The following is a 16634-nucleotide window of genomic DNA, read 5'->3' as shown; positions in this document are numbered from 1 at the left end:
ATCAACATGCAGATCAGCAGAAGAAGTTTTCTCAGAGCCAGCGCCATTGCCGCCGCCGCTACCGCCGCCGGGGTCCAGATCGACCCCAGCCTGGCCGTGGCCGCCAACTCGGTTAAAACCTTTCCCGTCGGCCAGTGCCGCTACTGCGCCGTGGGCTGCACCATCGTCTGCGACGCCCAGGTGGACGCCGCCGGCAACGCCACCAAGATCATCGCCCTCAAGGGCGACATGCAGAGTACGGTCAACCGCGGGGTGCTCTGCACCAAGGGTTTTTACCTGCACAAGGCCATCGAGTACAAGGACCGACCCAAAGGGGCCCTGATCCGCAACGAGTGGATTAACCCGGCCACCGGCAAGCCCGACCTGGTCAACTCACCTCGGGTCCGTGACGGCATCACCACCAAGGACCCCAAAGGCCTCCAACCTTCGGAAGTGGACCTTAAAGAAAACTTCACCCTGGTGCCATGGGAAGACGCCATCGAGTTCGTGGCCGGCGCGGTGGAAAAGACCGTGAAAGAAAACGGCAAGCACAGCGTCGCCTATTACGGCAGCGGCCAGTTGGGCACCGAAGAGACCCATATTATGAACAAGACCTTCAAGGGCGGCGGCATGATGGCCAACAACGCTCTTGAAGGCCAGCCCCGGACCTGCATGGCCTCGGCGGTGGTGGGCTACCTCTACACCTTCGGCAAGGACGAGCCCTACGGCTCCTACGACGACCTGGACGTACCGGATCCTGATTTCAACAAACACGCCGACACCTTTTTCCTCATCGGCAGCAACACCGCCGAGGCCCACCCCATTCCCTTCAACCGGATCGCGGCGGTGAAGCAGAAAAATCCGGACAAGGTCAAGGTGATCCTGGCCGACCCCCGCAAGACCCGCTCCGGCACCATCGCCGATTTGTGGCTGCCCTTTGCCACCGGCCGCGACCTGGCCCTGCTCAACTCCATGGCCTATGTCATCGCCCATGAAATGGACAACGCCGAGCACGACGTGGAAAAGGGCACGGTGAGCGCCGACTGGAACTATCTTGACCGCAAGTTCATCGAGCGGCATGCCAACTTCGGCATCCATGAGGATGTCAAAAAGACCTGGCTCAAGACCGAGTACGGCGGCATCCGCGGCACCACCCACGACATGAGCCACTCCATGGGGCTCAAGCGGGCGGTCTATCCCAATCTGAAGAAAAAGTACGATTCGGAAGACGAGATCATGGCCGACCTCTACAAGGGCTTTGCCATGTTCCTGGAGTTTCTCACCGATTACAACCCGGACAAGGTCGCCGACATCATCTTTGAAGGTGAGTCGCCGCTGCTCTACGACCGCGACACCCGGACCTGGAAGAAGATCAGTGGGGCGGCGGCCATCCGGCTGGCCGCCGAGTGGTTTGCCAAGGGTTACACCACTTCGGTCTGGTGCATGGGGGTTAACCAAAAGGTGCAGGGCACCTGGACCAACGCCTCGCTGCACATGCTCAACCTGATCACCGGCAAGACCTCCAAGCCCGGTCGCCACTCCTTCAGCTTCACCGGCCAGCCCAACGCCTGCGGCGGTATCCGGGCGCCGGGCGCCTTGTGTCACGCCCTGCCTTACGGTCGGATCGTGGCCAACCCCATCCACCGGGGCCAGGTGGAAAAGATCTGGAAGGACCGTTCGGCGGCCTACCTGAAAAAACGCGGTGAATCCGACGCGGTGATCCAGGCGGAAACCGATAAGATCAAGATTCATCATCAGCCCGGGCCGCATACCCAGGAGATGTTCCGCCGCCTGGCCTCGGGCCAGATCAAGGTGCAGTTCGTGGCCTGCGTCAACCCCGGCCAGTCGCTGGCCTACTCCTGGCCCTACCGCCAGGCCATGGGAGCGGCAAGCAAGGGCAGCAGCTGGCCCATCACCGTCACCATGGAATCCTTCCCCACCGCCACCACCACCATCTCCGACGTGGTGCTGGGGGCCTCCAGCTGGTACGAGAAGGAGTTCATCTTCGGCAACCTGGAGCGGCGCTACCAGATCATCAAGCAGGTGATCGAGCCCTACGGCGACACCATGGCCGACCATACCATCTTTGCCTGCCTGGCACGCCGGCTGGAGGAAAAGGGGCTGGTGCCCAAGGGCCACGTCTCCCAGTTCTGGCCGACGGAATATGACGGGACGGACTGGCTCAAGAAGACCGTGGCCGCCGCCAAGACCAAGGAGTGGAACCGCGAGTTTTCCAGCAACATCTGGGAAGAGCTGCAGACCCTGTCCGGCGGTACCGGTTACAACTTCACCGGCATGAACCGCGACATTCTGCTCAAACGCAACCACGGCTACCGGATTCCCTTCCCCGCCGACGTCCATACCGACCCCGTCATGAAGGCCCGGTACGACAAGTACGAGTCGCGGATCGTCTACTCCTATCCCTACGACACCATGATCGAGCGGGCCACCAACGCCTACCTGGGCAACCAGAAGGCCATCAACCCGGTGTATGGGCAGTGGCTGGAGAAAAACCTGGCCGCCATGCAGGCCGACACCGACTACCACCGGCGGGAGAACGTGCCGGAGGGCTGGTACGCCAGCTTCTACAACTCCAACGCCTTCATCAACGGCTTTATCGATCACCCCAAAGGCCACAAGGTGCCGGGCTTCGACGGCCGGGCCATCATCTGGGCCAACCCCTGGTGGGCCTGCAAGTTCGACGGCAAGAAGTTCGCCAAGTACAACACCGTGGACGTGGTGGAACGGGCCTTCAACGCGGAGAAGGTCAACGAAACCAGTGTCGCCCCCTTCGATGTCAAGACCAGTTACACCGTCAAGGTGGTGGGTGATCCCGAGCGCGACGTCAAGGCGCTCAAGAGCATCGTCTTCAGCCCCGCCGACATCCAGAACCACAAGGAAGAGTTCATCAAGGACGACGGCTCGCGGCTGGTGATGTACGATACCACCGGTTATGTTTACGGCGCCTGCACCGGCCGGGTGGTGGAACACTGGCACACCGGCAGCATGACCACCCGGGTGACCGAGCTTTCCCGGGCGGTGCCCAAGGCCTACGTGGAGCTCAACTCCATACTGGCGGACAAACTGAACATCCGCGAGGGTGACTCGGTGATCGTCGAGTCCCGCCGGGGTAAAATCGAACTGCCGGCCAAGGTGCTGGATGTCGCCCGGGCCACCGGCGGCCCGCGCCACGATTACGTCTTTATCCCCTGGTTCGACGAGTACAAGCTGGTCAACATGATCATGAACGAGCACTTTGACCCGCTGAGCTTCCAGATGGATTACAAGATGTTCTCGGTTAAACTGAGCAAGGGCACCATTCGGGAACAGGCGCAAGCAGTTCCCGGCCCCATCATTGCTTAGTGGTAATCGCGCCGCAGCACCGCACCTTGCGGCGATCGACCCGGCTTGCGTACCTGGGGTACGCGGCGCCGGGTCGCTTGCCGCAATCTGCGGCACTGCGACGCGATTACCGGCGAGGTTGACAATCTCGCCAAAGCCTGCCAAACAGGTTGTTCGGCAATGTAAACAATCAGTTACAAGGTGTGCCCCGTCAGCGGCGCCGTTTTTTGCGACGCTGACAATGCCGGGTGTTTTTTATATGCTCCTCCCTTGGCGGGCGGGAAAAGTTGGTTTGACGGGCTTTTCCCGCCCGCCTTTTTTGCTGATGGTGTGATTATGGGACTTAACAGGCGAGCTTTTTTGAAGGTGGCGGCGGCCGCCGGGGCGGCGGGAGTGGCCGGCGGCAGCGGCCTGCTGCTGCGGGAAGATGCCCGGCGGCGGCAAGCGGCGGCGGCCGAGCGGCACTTGAGCCCCCTGCCGGAGATTGCCGAAACCGGCCTGGTACGGCCACCCGGCGCCCGGCCGGGGCGGGAGTTCCGGAGCCGGTGCAGCGGGTGCGGGGCCTGTCTCAATGTCTGCCACACCATGGGCTACGACGCCATCGCCATGGCCGGCCCCCGCCACGGTCGCCAGGGCGCCACCCCCTACATCAAGGACATGCGGGATTTTCCCTGCACCCTGTGCATGGAGTGCCCGGACCAATGCCCCACCGGGGCTTTGCAGCCGGTGGAAAAACCGGCGGTTAAGATGGGTATTGCCCTGATTGACCTCAAGCTCTGCTTCGGCTGGAACGGCGATGTCTGCCTCTCCTGCAGCAAGGCCTGCCCGCTGGGCGCCTCGGTGTTTGATTTCTACTACGGGGCCTGGGGCAATCAGCCCTACATCAATGAAAAGTGCGTCGGCTGCGGGTTGTGCGTGAAGTACTGCCCCCTTGGCGGCTCGGCGGTGAAGGTGGTGACCCCGGAAATTTACGCCGCCCTCAAGGACGACTACCTTGCGGAAGTGGACCAAACCCTGCACATATCCGGTGAAGAGCGCTACGAGATGGTTTACGGTCGCAATCTGCCGGAGATCATGGCCCGTGGCCGGCTGGTGGAACGGGAATACCGGTAACCATGGAAAGAGAAGGCCGGCGGCAAAAGTAACCGACCCGGCTACCCGTCGGCCATACCTGGAAACAAACGGTTAGCAACATGCAAAAAGCTTCCCCCCCAACCACTCCCGCCAGCGGCCGGGCCATCCCCTGGACCCTGCTGCGGCGCTCGGTGATGCTGGCCATCCTGGCCCTCTTCATGCTGCAGTATTTTGAACTTCGGCTGCTGGTGGGCAGTCTTTCCGGCTCCACTCTGCTGGAGAGTATCAAGCTGCTGGATGTCTTTGCCTTTTTCGAAGTCTCGGCGGCGGCCAAAGGGGTCGGCCTGACCCTGCTTACCGCGGTGCTGCCGGTGGCCCTGCTCTACCTGGTGCTGGGCCGCGCCTTTTGCGGCTGGGTCTGCCCCATGGACCTGCTCTTTTCCCTGGTGGACAAACTGCGGCCCGGCGACCAGAGGCCGGTCAAACTGCCCCTGTCGCCCGGGGTCGGCTACTGGCTGGCCGGCGGCCTGCTGCTGCTGGCCCTGCTGTTCAGCCTGCCGCTGTTCACCAACTACCTGTCGCACCTGACTAACTTTTTCCGGGCCATCGCCGGCGGCGTCTTTCTGGCGCGCGACCTGCCGGTGGAGCCGGCGATGGTCGCCTGGTCGCTGCTGACCCTGCTGACCCTGCTGATGCTGCACTACTTCTACCCCCGGCTCTGGTGCCGGGTACTCTGTCCGGTGGGCAAAACCTACGGGCTGTTCAACCGGGTCAGTCTGCTCAAGCTCCGCTTCGACCAGGGCGACTGTGAGGGCTGCGAGTTATGCGAGCACAAATGCTACATGGGAGTAAAGATCGTCCGTCACCTGGACCGGGGCAAGCTGCGCGACCCCAACTGCATCTACTGCGGCCGCTGTATCGAGGGCTGCCGCCACAAGGGCAAACTGATTGGAATGAGTCTCAAATAACCGGCGCCCACCGCGCGCCAAGGAGTATAACCATGCTGGTAGCCAGCGGCTATGTGGAAGTAAACGAAGAAAATGAACTGGAGCAGGTAAAGGCCACCCTAGCGGCGGAGCGGATCGAGGTCACCGAGGCCCAAGGGGTCAAGATCGTCTTCCTGATCGAGCGTGACCATGCCAAGGAGGTCAAGGCGGCCCTGGACGGCCTGAAAGACATCCCCGGGGTGCGCACCGTTTACCTGGCCTACTACAGCCTGGAATGCAGCGACCAGGAGAAGGACGAACTGCTGGCCTAACCCCGCCCCCTCCCGGCTCCCATGAAACAAAGGTCAATGCCTTGCGCCAGGCTTTGGCGACCGGCGAGGAGAGTGGGTGATCAACGCCTCGCCGCTTATTCTCTTTGCGAACACTTATCACCTGCTGCTGAACAGTTACCCTCGGCATGAGCTGGATAGTTACGGATTATCTTTGCTTGTTCGTGGCCAGACGATCAAGTGTTTTCAGCGCCCCGGCGTAATCGAGCTGCTCCAGGGCGGCAGCCAGCTCGGCCAGCGGCTCGGTCGCCACCGTCGCCGCCAGCTCCTCCCGGAGGGCGGCAAAATGTTTACGGGCTTTGAAGCTGCTGGCGGCTACCAGTTCCCGCAACTCCCGCAGGGCCTGCTGCTGTTCCGGCGTCAAGGATGGAGCGGCGACCCCCTCCGCCGGTCCATCGGCGGGCCGCTGTAAAGAGCTTGCCGCCAGCCGTTCAATCGCCGCCACGGCCGGGGCCAGTTCCTGCTCCAGGACGGCCAGCGGTCGCTCCAGCCCGATTTGGTCTCCATCGGCCAGGGCCCGTTCTACCGCCATCGCCGCCGCCGCTAATTTCCCGGCTTCCAGGCTAGCGGCGTTCCCCTTCAGGCTGTGCGCCCAGCGGTGCGCTTCCTCGACCTGGTCGGCCACCAGCAGTTGCCGCAAGGGAGCCAGGCCTTCCCGGTACTGTTCCCCGAAACGGATCAGCAGCCGGCGCAGCAAGTTGCCATTGCCGCCGCATCGCTGCAGGGCTACGGCAAGATCAAAGGGCGGCAGCGAGGCGGGCAACTCCGGTGAGGATTCTCCGGCGCCAACTCCGGCCGCCGGGTCAGCATTTCCGATTTCCGGTTCACCGGCCCCGGAGGTTGGGCTCCATTCCGCCGCCCTTGGCTCATGGGGCTTGACCCTCTGTGCGCCATCCCCTGTTCCCTGCCTCCGGTCATCTATCTCCGGCCTCGCGCCCCTCGCCAACCAGTGGACCAGGGTGGCCGCCAAATGCTCCGGGTCGATGGGCTTGGTCAGGTGGTCGTTCATCCCGGCGGCCAGGCTTTTTTCCTTATCGCCTCTCATGGCATGGGCGGTCATGGCGACGATCGGCAATTCGGCAAAACGGGTGTCCTTACGGATTTCGCGGGTGGCGTTGAGCCCGTCCAGCACCGGCATCTGGATATCCATCAGTACCAGGTCAAATTTTTCCCGCTTTACCTTCTCCACCCCTTCCCAGCCATCCACCGCAACTTCCACTGTCAGGCCCAGGTCGTGCAGCAACTCCATCGCCAGTTCCCGGTTGATGGCGTTGTCTTCCACCAGCAACAGCCGCTTGCCGACCAGCACGGCCGAGCGCTCGGCAAGTTTCCGGGAGCATCGGCCTTCCGATCTGACACCGGCTGAAGCCGACCGTGAGCCGCCCGGGCCGCCGGTCGTCGGGAAGGCCTCCCGGCCGGCGCTACCGGCGGCCGATGATCCCCTGAAAATATCCATCAGGGCGTCGTAAAGTATGGACTCGTTGACCGGCTTGAGCAGGAAACCTTCCAACCCTAACTCCTCGGCCTGTCTCATCACCTCTTCCCGGCCAAAGGCGGTGACCATCAGGATGGCCGGCGGCTCCGGCAGGTTGTCGGCGCTTTTAATCCGCCGGGCCGTTTCCAGGCCGTCCAGGCCCGGCATCCGCCAGTCCATCAGTACCAGATGAAAGTTCCGGCCGGCGGTTGCCGCTTCCTCCAGGCGAGCGATGGCCTGAAGGCCGGAATGGGATGTCTCCACGACGCAACCGAAGCCCTCCAACATCTCCACCAGAATCTGCCGGGCCCCGGCGCTGTCATCCACCACCAGCACCCGCTTGCCCGGCGATACCTCCGGCCGGGAACACTCTTCCTTCAGCGGTGCCGCAGCCACCGCCAGGGTGATCTCAAACGAAAAAGCGCTGCCCCGGCCTGGGGCGCTCTCCACCCCGATCTCGCCGCCCATCAGTTCCACCAGTTGTTTGCAGATGGACAGACCCAGACCGGTTCCGCCATGCTTACGGGTGATGGAGTTGTCGGCCTGGCTGAACAACTGGAACAACTTGCTTTGCAAATCTTTGGTTATGCCGATGCCGGTGTCGCTGACCACAAAGCGCAGCCGCACCTGCCCGCCGGCGGCAAGATCCACCGCGCCTGCCACCGGCTCGACCGTCACGGCGATCATGATCTCCCCGGTTTCGGTGAACTTCACTGCGTTGTTGGCCAGGTTGTTCAGTATCTGGCCCAGCCGCAACGGATCACCCAGCAGATAGCGCGGCACTTGCCGATCGATCCGGAAAAGCAGTTCCAACCCCTTTCCCTCAGCCTTGAGTCCGACGATGTCGGCCACCCCGGTGAGCACCTCATCCAATCTGAAAGCGGTTTCTTCAAGCTCCAGTTTGCCGGCCTCGATCTTGGAAAAGTCGAGAATATCGTTGATGATGGTGAGCAGCGATTGGGCCGCGCTGTTGATCTTGGTGAGATAGTTATGTTGTTTGGGGGTCAGTTCGGTGCGCCGTGCCAAATGCACCATGCCGATGATGGCGTTCATCGGGGTGCGGATCTCGTGGCTCATGTTGGCCACAAACTCACTCTTGGCTCGGGCCGCCGCTTCGGCTTCTTCCTTGGTCCGACGCAGATTTTCCTCCGCCTGCTTACGACTGGTGATATCCCGGACCACCGCCTGCAGCAGGGTCTTACCCTCAAGCTCGATGGCGGTCAGCAACACTTCGGCGGGAAAGACCCGACCATCATCCAGCCGGCGGTGTTGCCATTCAAAAAAATTGCTTCCCCGGTCGATCGCTTCGGCGATCCGTTGTTTTGCCAGCATCAGGGAATCTTCACCAGCCGCCTGATGCGGCGGCGACAACTCGGAGGGATGGCGACCCAGAAATTCTTCGGAACCGGAGCAGCCAAAGGTGGCAAGGGTTGCCTGGTTGCAGTCGACAAAACCCCGCTCATCCAGCAGCATCACCGCATCGGTGGTGGCCTCGAACAGGGCCCGGTATTTGGATTCCGACAACCGCTTGATCTCTTTCTCACGGGTCTTGATGGTGGCGGCCATGGCGTTGAAAGAGCCGATCAGCTCGCCCAGCTCATCTTGCCGTTTTTCTTCCAGCCGGCGGTCCAGGCGGCCGGCGGCCAGTTCTCCGGCCGCCTGGCTGAGTTCCCGGATGGGCCTGGTCAGATGACGCATGAAGAAAAAAGCCAGGCCAGAGGCCACCAGCAGCAGGGCAAGGGTGAAAAACAGAATCCGGTTGCCAACGGCCCGGCCCCCCTCGTGGAGTTCCTCGGTGTAGACCGAGGAGGCGATATACCAGTCAAGATCAGGAAGATACCGGACCCATGAGATTTTTTCGTGTACCCGTTGGCTGTCGATTCCCGGTTTGTCCCAAAGATAAAGCACCCCTTCCTCCCGGTCGGCGGCATCCATCAAATTGTGCATCAACTCGTCGGCGTTGATGTCGAAGATACCTCGCCCTTCAATGTCCGGGTTGGGATGAATGATGAGCTGCTCGGAGTCGAAGATGTACATGTAACCGGTGCGGGCAATGATGATGCCGCTGATCAGCTCTCGCAATTCATCGATCATGGCCCGGTGGCGGCGTCGTACTTCAGCCTCGATGTCGTCGATGTAAACACCGGTGCCGATGATCCATTGCAAATCTTCGAGGTTCCGCGAATAGGTCAGTTTTTCGATGGGAATTTCTTCCCCCAGGCGTCGCCACCAATAAGAAGTGTAGCCATCACCCGAGCTCCGGGCAACTTCCACCATGGGCGGCACGATGAAGTTGCCGTGGATATCCTTGACCTGACTGAAATCGGCTCCGTGCAATTCGGGGTCGGGATGCGAAATCAACCGCGAAGAGTAATCGGATATCCAGACATAATCATTGTTGCCGTACTGGAAAGGCCGGATTTCTTCCAGGAGAACTTCATGGACCCGTGCCTCTTCCATACCGTCAGCCGCCAGTTGCCGGTAACGGTTAAGCAGATGATTGACCGCCACGTCGGTAATATGGCGTAATTCCCGCTGGTGTGCTTCCCGGGCGAACCGCCGGTGGACCTCAATATCCTGATACTTGGTTGCTACCAGGTCGCTGACGTTGTCCAGCAGGGTCCGGGCCGCCCCCTTCTCCAACTCATAGATGGTCTCGTTGACCACACTGCGGGAGGCCAGCCAGATAGCCAGGAAAAAGATCGCCACGATTACAAAAATGGCAGCAAAGGCACGCAGAAAAAGGGATTTGTTGAACATGGGAACCTGTCCTGCTAGCAGTCGGTCGGGGAAGCGGAAGCGTCATCGCCGGCGGCATCCTGACAGACTCGGTTGCGGCCGGCTTCCTTGGCCCGGTAGAGCTGTTCATCGGCTCGGGCGATAAGATGGAGGGCAGATTGCTGATGGTGGCAAGGGCCGGTGGCCGCCCCGATGCTCACCGTGATGTAAGGGGCAACCGGGGAATGGCCGTGGGAAATCCGCAAGTCCGCCACCGCCTGCCGAATTCGATGGGCCATCTGCAGGGCGCCGGCGGCGTCGGTGTCGGGCATTATGCAGGCGAACTCCTCGCCGCCGTAACGGGCCGGCAGGTCGGTTGCCCGGCTGAAGGTTGCGGTGAGCACCCGGGCAAGTTCGCGCAAACAGTCATCTCCCTTGAGATGACCGTAATTGTCATTGTAAAGCTTGAAACAGTCGATATCCAGCAGCAGCAGGGAAAGATCGCCGCCGGCGCGCATCTGGCGGGCGTACTCCCGCTGCAGGGCTTCGTCGAAGTGACGGCGGTTGGCCAGGCCGGTGAGGCCGTCGGTGACCGCCAGCCGCACCAGTTGGTCTCTGGCCTGCTTGAGTTCGATCTGGTTGCGGACCCGCACCCGGACCACCGGTGGATTGATAGGTTTGGTGACGTAATCGGCGGCCCCCAACTCCAGCCCTCGGACCTCGGCCTGCTGGTCGCCTATGCCGGTGACGAAGATCACCGGAATATCGGCGGTAATCCGTTCAGCCTTGAGCCGGGAACAAACCTCGAAGCCGTCCATCCCCGGCATCACCACGTCCAGCAGGATCAGTTCGGGCCGGGCCTGGGCCGCAAGCTCCAGGGCCTTGGCTCCACCGGTGGCGAACAGCACCTCGTAATCGTCGCTGAAAACCTCGGCCAGCAGCTCGATATTGGTGACCTCATCATCAACTACCAGGATTCTGGGTTGCTTAATACACATAACCCTTTTGTCCCCCAACGGCCGAGGTGATAGGAAGTTGCTTTTCTCGACCCTGGCAAAAAAGGGGCATCAGCGAATACCCCGTGCAACTTGCCCCTCAAAAGCCGACACTTTTGTCAATAACGGTTGCCGTCCGGCATGTCAACGAAAAATCCACCCCCAAAACAGCCTGATTTCGGAAGATTCCCGCATCTTGCACCAGCGACCGGCAAAAGAGCATGCACTACCCCAGCCGCCTGAATCCCCTCGCAAAAAACAGGCCCCAGCCCCTCCCCCCCCTGCTACACCGTGACCAACGGCTCATCATGCTCTTCATACTGAGACCAGCCATCGTCGAACGGTTCATATCGCCTTTCACGGTCAAGGGCTGGTGGGGCGCCGCTGGCTTTGGCTTCTTGACCGTCCATAATCCCAGATGCTCCAGAATCCGGCGGATGATCGCCGCCTCGGTGATGAAGCTGATGATCTTCATCTCCCCGCCGCATTTAGGGCAGGTGAGCGGATCGATCTCCCAGACCTTCTTGATGCACTCCCGCCAGGTCGGGGACGGAATCTTGCGGGGTCGGTAGTCGGATACGTTCAGCACTTCCACCTCGGCCGGGGGTGGAGACTGGGCGGCGGCATCGGCTTGGCGGTTTGCCCTCCCTCCCCGGCCCCGGTTCGAGTACCAGCCGTAGTAGCGCACCAGTTGGAACGACTTCTCCGGGATGTGCTGGGTGATGGCGGCGGTGAACTCGGTGGCGCTGAAGACCTGGAAGTTCCTGCGGCCGCCTTTACTGCCCGACGGGGTCGGCTTGGATTTGTTGATAACCATGCCGCTGACCGGGTTATAGGTGATCTTGCTGACCGCAAAAGGGTTGCGGATGATGTACTGGGCCAGGGCCTCCCGGCCGGCCTCATCGTCGCGGGCCAGCCGCCCCCCGTTATGCACCGAAAAACCGGAGTTATGCCGCCAGGTAAGCAGGTTGGCGATCAGGGCGTCGTCGATCCGGCCTTCCTTCTTGAGCAGCGTCAGGACCTTGGCCCGAAACAGTTCGGCCAGTGGCGCGAGGTCCACCTTCGGCACCACATATAGATCGCCGCATTGGCGGAAGGCTTCCACTACATCGGGAATAACCGACTTCTGGCTTGTTGTAGTCATCGTTGATCCGGGTGCCCCGGCCGATGATCTGCTTGAACTCGGCCATGGACTGGATGCGCTGGTCCAGGAAAATATTTTTCAGGCAAATTCAATTTGCGCATTCCGCCCGCGCTCCATGAACAGCTCGCGGTGCAAGCGGCGGCCCACGGAAAAAGTATAAATGCTTGGGTGCTTGATTTGCTGGCGGAGCAGATCACAGCCCACGCGAATTGATTGAGGAAATAAGCGACTTCTTGGCCACTTCGCAATCTGCTCCATTCCCGTCCGCAAACATAATTCCAGGGCCTGCCGGTAGCAACGGGCCGCCTCGGCCCAATCTTCCTGCTCCTCCGACATGGTTTAAGCCTCTTGTTTTAAAATCCAGCGGCGCTGCTAAAGCAATAGCCACGGCACGGTCAAATAGATTTTGCTAATCCGGCGGGCCCCCGCCGCCGGGTCGGCGCCTGGTCTTGCCTCAGCAGCCGCAACCACTGGCGCAGGAACTGCCGCAGCCGCTGCTGCTCAGGGGTTTTTCCGAGCTGATGACAAAACCGCCGCCTCCGCCGCAGCCGCAACCCGAGGCTTCCGCCTTCTTGAAGTCGATGGTGATGGCACCGGTGTCGTCCAGCAGGCCGCGGTCGGTCAGGAACACCAGACCATCCAGGCTGTGAACCTGATCACTGTTGGCGGTTTCGTCCAGTACCAGCCCCAGGCTGGTGCCGGCGCAACTGCTTTGGGTCATTACCCGGATGGGGGAGTCGATCTTGTTTTGCGCCAGATACTCCTTGAGTTTGTCCATGGCTACGGGGGTTACGGTCAACATTTTTTTGTTCCTCAGGGTTGGGGTTGATTGGGGCCGGGATCAACAGCACTGTTCTCCCGGCAAAGGCCGCGAAATACATAGCGTAAAGTCTCTTGGTCGATTCGCTCCAACAGGGCCGCTTCATATGGGTCTTCTTCAGGGGGATCTTCTTTACTCTCCTCGGCAAGCGGTTGGCCTTTCCCTTCCTGGCTCCCGACGAAAACCCGGCCGGCCCTTTTTACGGCCTCCGGATCAATGGGGTCTTTCAGCTGTTTTTCCAACCAGTAATGGCACTGGTCATGGCTGCCGATCCAGGCCAGGATCAGGCAGCCGTCGCCAAGAACGGTTATCATACGGTAGCCCCCGCCCAAATCGTATTTGCGGCAGTCGCTTAAACGCTGTTCGCCAAATTTGGTCTCCTTGCGCCAGCGTTGGTGCAGAGGGGTGGTTTCATCGTTCAACAGGGCGATAATCTCCACCGCCTGGTCCACTGCCATCACGCCTTTGCGGCTCGAACGGCGCAGCCTCTCCAGTTGGCGCACAAAGCCTTTGGTTTGGTAAATTTGTTGCCCCATGGTCGTCCCTCAGCTTTCGCCCGGTTTACCCAAGGCCTTGGCCACCGCCATGCACTGGATGAAGGCAATTTTCTTTGGGTGCTTATGGATGGATTCTCCGGGTAATAGGGTGACCGCCCGCTAACGGCCGGACAAAACAAAACGGCAACAACTATGCCTTGGTTACCGCCGCTTGTCTAATAGTTAATATTGATTATCTTGAACCATGGTATCGACTTTGCCGATACCATGAACGGGGCTTTTGTGCATATGACCAGATTTTACACGACAACTATTCTTTGGTTTCCTAACATTGACATATGCTCACAATAAACGGTCGACGGGGCCATTCTCACCAATAATCCCGGCGGCTTGTCAGCACGGCTCTCGGAGCACTTCGGACACTGTGACAATTTTACACTGGTCGATCTGGTCGATGGTCGGATCGTCGGGGTGGTGACCACGTCCCTGAATGGCACCGCAAACTTGCGGTGCTGCTGAATGCCTACCTGAAGAAGCGTGAGGGGCCTTCCAGCACTCCGAATTCGACATCGAGAAACATCTCCCGGCATTTGGGTACGGTAAAGCCCCTGCCATCTTCAGTCTTCTCCTTGATATCGCGGGGGTTGGCCCCGATTTCGGCCCAGAAGAGGTTGGCTCCGGCCGCCGCCGCCAGCAGGGTGGGTTCGTGGGTGCAGTTGCCCAATACCGTCCGGGGCAAGGCCAGGCGGGTGATCGCCACCACCTGGGCCATCCGCAGCTCACTGATCATTCCGTATTTTTCCGCCAGTTCGGTGCCGGGAATCGAGATCCGCCGCGCCGCGCCGCTGAAGGCGGGGTTCAACTCGGCGGTGAAATGGATCCGCTCGGCCAGCTCCTCGTTGCTATGTTCCGGGCCGATTGGTTCAACGCAGGTGCCCACCGTCAGCCCGGCTTCCTGAAAGGCCCGCAGGCTGGCCAGCCGAACCTGGGGGTCGATCCCGGTCTGACGCCCTTCGCCCAGGCGCAAGGCGTGGTAAACCCCGGAGAAGCCGACCTCCTTCATTGCTCTGGCCTCGGCCGGGGTGCGATCGCCCACATTGGCGATCAGCATGGTCTCCGGCTTGAGGGCGGCTTTTATCTCGCGGGCCATTGCGATGGTCTCGGCAAAGGGGAAATTGTCGGTGGCCATCATGTAGATGGCGCTGGAGCCCAACTCCTCCAGGTGACGGGACGATAAAACCGCCTCTTCTGGTGAGATTTTGCTGGCTTTGGTAAAAATTTTGTTGCAGGCCGCAAAGGAGCAGAAGAGGCAGTTGGCCCGGCAGGGCGCCAGATTGAGGGCGAACTGACCGTGGACCTCGGCCCGGTCGCCGGTAAGCTCCCGACTTAGGCGGCGGGCCTCGGCCATTACCTGGTAGGTTTCCGGGGCATCGGCGGGCAGGGAGAGCAGAAAAAGGGTCTGTTCAGGGCGACAGGGGATGCCGTCCAGGGATTGTTTGATAATATCGGCAACATTCATGCGGGTCGAACTCCTTTTGCTGTTGTGAAAGGCAGCGGGGTTGTTGGTTGTTGCGCCTTGGAAATCATGCGGCTACTATCCGGATCGCACTGCCGCAGTAAAACCTGAATTGAGCTTAACCGCCTGGAGAAAAGAATGAAATATATCGGCGCCCATGTCTCCGCCGCCGGCGGGGTGCAGAATGCCCCCCTCAATGCTCGGGCGATCGGGGCCACCGCCTTTGCCCTCTTTACCAAAAACCAGCCCAGTGGCAGGCCAAACCCCTGGATGGGGCCACCATCGCCGCCTTCAAGGAGAACCTGGCGGCGGTCGGGATTGCCCCGGAGCTGGTCTTGGCCCACGATAGCTATCTGATCAACCCGGGTCATCCCGAACCCGAGGGGTTGGCTAAATCCCGGAGGGCCTTTCTTGATGAGATGCGGCGTTGTGAGCAACTGGGCCTCAAGCTGCTCAACTTCCACCCCGGCAGCCATCTGGGCAAGATCAGCGAGGAGGAGTGCCTACAGCGGGTGGCCGAGTCGATCAATCAAGCCCTGGCGCAAACCGTCGGGGTGACGGCGGTGATCGAGAACACCGCCGGCCAGGGCAGCAATGTCGGCTACCGCTTCGAACATCTGGCGGCGATCATTGCCGGGGTGAGCGACCAGAGCCGGGTGGGAGTCTGCCTCGATACCTGCCACTCCTTGGCCGCCGGTTACGACCTGCGGACTGAGGAGAGCTGCGCGGCGGTCTTTGCCGAGTTCGAGCAGGTTGTCGGCTTCAAGTACCTGCGGGGGATGCACCTCAACGATATCAAGAGCACCATGGGCTCCAAGGTGGACCGCCACGCCAACCTGGGCCGGGGCAACCTGGGCCTCAACGTCTTCCGTTACCTGATGAACAACCTCCGCTTCGACGAGATCCCCCTGATCCTGGAGACCATCGACGAAACTCTCTGGCCCGAGGAGATCAAGCTGCTCTATACGTTGATTGATAAATAACCATCCAGGGTGGTGATCAGTGCCTTGGCGGCGAGCTTCTCAGGCTGCCAGATGGTTTGCAGATGCTAGTGGTAGTGCGACTGCCCACTCCACCGCCAACTCAGCGAGGAGGGCCTTGGCGATGGAGTGGGCGGTGGTGTTGTTTGGCGGGGCTACTTGGCTACCGGCAGGCCGACGGCCTGCCAATCGGCAAAGAGGGTCTGGCGGAGATTTTTGTACTCCATCCGCATGAGGCGTCGGTAGGCCATGTAGCTTCTGCTGCCGGCATTGCAGTAGATGACCAGAGTCTTGTCCTTAGGAAGAATATCCTGCTTGGAAGCTATGGTGGAGGCCGGAATGTTGATGGCGGTGGGGATGTGTCCATCTTTGTATTCCGATTCATCTCTGGCATCGATGATCAACAGGTTTTGAGCGCCGGAATCAATCATCTTCTTGAGTTCGCCGGGGCTGATCATGGATGTTGCAATCTTTGCCTCGTAGCTGGGGCCGGGAACGAAGTCATAACCTTTTTCTTCCCAGACCGGAAAGCCATCGTCGTAAATCATGATGTTGCTGTAACCCATTTGGGTCGCTACCTTAGCTGTTCTTCTGCTTTTTCCGCACTTTACCCCGCTGCAGTACATGATGAGTAAAGCATCTTTGTCGGACAGGATTTTTTCGGCATTTGCTTTGAAGCTCTTTTCAGGAATGTTAATCGCCCCTTTGATGTGAGCCTCCTCGAATTCGGGAATAGTACGAGTGTCAATTAAGAAAAAGCCGCCCTTGCCCTCGTCGAGCATTTCCTTCAGCTTTACGGTTGTTAGAACCGGGAAATCT

At 60.4% G+C, this 16634-nt stretch carries 13 protein-coding genes and 1 pseudogene; 7 read left to right on the top strand and 7 right to left on the bottom strand.

Translation table 11 applies throughout. The annotated features are described in order from the left end of the window. The first annotated feature begins 6 nt into the window (after window positions 1–6). The 4 genes from P0N66_RS11645 to P0N66_RS11630 all read left to right on the top strand — a co-directional run bounded on the left by P0N66_RS11645 (window position 7) and on the right by P0N66_RS11630 (window position 5653). A complete protein-coding gene (locus P0N66_RS11645) occupies window positions 7–3342 on the top strand; it encodes a molybdopterin oxidoreductase family protein (RefSeq protein ID WP_275805594.1) in 3336 nt (1111 codons plus the stop codon). A gap of 315 nt (window positions 3343–3657) precedes the next feature. Beyond that, complete coding sequence (locus tag P0N66_RS11640; protein ID WP_275805592.1) at window positions 3658–4434, top strand: 4Fe-4S dicluster domain-containing protein; 777 nt, start codon at window positions 3658–3660, stop codon at window positions 4432–4434. 80 nt (window positions 4435–4514) lie between these two features. Then, window positions 4515–5363, top strand: a complete 849-nt coding sequence (locus P0N66_RS11635) for a 4Fe-4S binding protein (protein WP_275805590.1) — start codon at window positions 4515–4517, stop codon at window positions 5361–5363. Window positions 5364–5395: 32 nt separating this feature from the next. Beyond that, complete coding sequence (locus P0N66_RS11630) at window positions 5396–5653, top strand: chaperone NapD (RefSeq protein WP_275805588.1); 258 nt, start codon at window positions 5396–5398, stop codon at window positions 5651–5653. 166 nt (window positions 5654–5819) lie between these two features. Here the strand turns inward: P0N66_RS11630 and P0N66_RS11625 are convergent, their stop codons facing one another. The 3 genes from P0N66_RS11625 to P0N66_RS11615 all read right to left on the bottom strand — a co-directional run bounded on the left by P0N66_RS11625 (window position 5820) and on the right by P0N66_RS11615 (window position 12002). Next, window positions 5820–9905, bottom strand: a complete 4086-nt coding sequence (locus P0N66_RS11625; protein WP_275805585.1) for a cache domain-containing protein — start codon at window positions 9903–9905, stop codon at window positions 5820–5822. A 14-nt stretch (window positions 9906–9919) separates the two neighbouring features. Beyond that, entirely contained in the window at window positions 9920–10861 is a 942-nt protein-coding gene (locus tag P0N66_RS11620; RefSeq protein WP_275805583.1) for a diguanylate cyclase, read from the bottom strand. Window positions 10862–11084: 223 nt separating this feature from the next. Further along, complete coding sequence (locus tag P0N66_RS11615; protein WP_275805581.1) at window positions 11085–12002, bottom strand: transposase; 918 nt, start codon at window positions 12000–12002, stop codon at window positions 11085–11087. Between the two features lie 93 nt (window positions 12003–12095). Between P0N66_RS11615 and P0N66_RS12925 the strand changes: the two genes are divergently transcribed. After that, window positions 12096–12215: a toxin-antitoxin system HicB family antitoxin gene (locus P0N66_RS12925; protein WP_431190045.1), complete on the top strand. Its 120-nt coding sequence runs from the start codon at window positions 12096–12098 to the stop codon at window positions 12213–12215. 241 nt (window positions 12216–12456) lie between these two features. On the opposite strand, the gene P0N66_RS11605 is transcribed toward P0N66_RS12925, so the two are convergent. Further along, the gene (locus tag P0N66_RS11605) at window positions 12457–12804 is read right to left on the bottom strand and encodes an IscA/HesB family protein (RefSeq protein WP_275805577.1); all 348 of its coding nucleotides are present in this window, start codon (window positions 12802–12804) and stop codon (window positions 12457–12459) included. Window positions 12805–12815: 11 nt separating this feature from the next. Beyond that, on the bottom strand, window positions 12816–13358 hold the full coding sequence (locus tag P0N66_RS11600; protein ID WP_275805575.1) for a hypothetical protein: 543 nt from the start codon (window positions 13356–13358) through the stop codon (window positions 12816–12818). 351 nt (window positions 13359–13709) lie between these two features. On the opposite strand from P0N66_RS11600, the gene P0N66_RS12980 reads away from it, so the two are divergent. After that, a complete protein-coding gene (locus tag P0N66_RS12980; protein WP_489667346.1) occupies window positions 13710–13838 on the top strand; it encodes a NifB/NifX family molybdenum-iron cluster-binding protein in 129 nt (42 codons plus the stop codon). Between the two features lie 4 nt (window positions 13839–13842). Here P0N66_RS12980 and P0N66_RS11595 read toward each other — a convergent pair whose 3' ends face one another. Continuing rightward, window positions 13843–14838 carry a radical SAM protein gene (locus P0N66_RS11595; protein WP_275805573.1) on the bottom strand — a complete coding sequence of 332 codons (996 nt, stop codon included), beginning with the start codon at window positions 14836–14838 and terminating at the stop codon, window positions 13843–13845. Window positions 14839–14973: 135 nt separating this feature from the next. Here P0N66_RS11595 and nfo point away from each other — a divergent pair. Further along, window positions 14974–15818 (top strand): annotated as a pseudogene (gene nfo / locus P0N66_RS11590) (deoxyribonuclease IV). Window positions 15819–15970: 152 nt separating this feature from the next. Here nfo and P0N66_RS11585 read toward each other — a convergent pair. After that, window positions 15971–16634 (bottom strand): rhodanese-like domain-containing protein (locus P0N66_RS11585; RefSeq protein ID WP_275805571.1); only part of this gene is annotated, 664 nt, incomplete at its 5' end.

Origin of the sequence: Desulfurivibrio dismutans, assembly GCF_029210385.1 — a bacterium.
In the GTDB taxonomy this organism is placed as follows: Bacteria; Desulfobacterota; Desulfobulbia; order Desulfobulbales; family Desulfurivibrionaceae; genus Desulfurivibrio; species Desulfurivibrio dismutans.
This window is presented reverse-complemented; position numbering and strand designations above follow the sequence as displayed.

Excerpts from the sequence above, each read along its gene's own strand:
- P0N66_RS11640 (WP_275805592.1), top strand. The coding sequence starts at position 3,658 with ATGGGACTTAACAGGCGAGCTTTTTTGAAGGTGGCGGCGGCCGCCGGG.
- P0N66_RS11620 (WP_275805583.1), bottom strand. The coding sequence starts at position 10,861 with ATGTGTATTAAGCAACCCAGAATCCTGGTAGTTGATGATGAGGTCACC.
- P0N66_RS11595 (WP_275805573.1), bottom strand. The coding sequence starts at position 14,838 with ATGAATGTTGCCGATATTATCAAACAATCCCTGGACGGCATCCCCTGT.
- P0N66_RS11600 (WP_275805575.1), bottom strand. The coding sequence starts at position 13,358 with ATGGGGCAACAAATTTACCAAACCAAAGGCTTTGTGCGCCAACTGGAG.
- P0N66_RS11625 (WP_275805585.1), bottom strand. The coding sequence starts at position 9,905 with ATGTTCAACAAATCCCTTTTTCTGCGTGCCTTTGCTGCCATTTTTGTA.
- P0N66_RS11605 (WP_275805577.1), bottom strand. The coding sequence starts at position 12,804 with ATGTTGACCGTAACCCCCGTAGCCATGGACAAACTCAAGGAGTATCTG.
- P0N66_RS11630 (WP_275805588.1), top strand. The coding sequence starts at position 5,396 with ATGCTGGTAGCCAGCGGCTATGTGGAAGTAAACGAAGAAAATGAACTG.
- P0N66_RS11615 (WP_275805581.1), bottom strand. The coding sequence starts at position 12,002 with ATGACTACAACAAGCCAGAAGTCGGTTATTCCCGATGTAGTGGAAGCC.
- P0N66_RS11645 (WP_275805594.1), top strand. The coding sequence starts at position 7 with ATGCAGATCAGCAGAAGAAGTTTTCTCAGAGCCAGCGCCATTGCCGCC.
- P0N66_RS11635 (WP_275805590.1), top strand. The coding sequence starts at position 4,515 with ATGCAAAAAGCTTCCCCCCCAACCACTCCCGCCAGCGGCCGGGCCATC.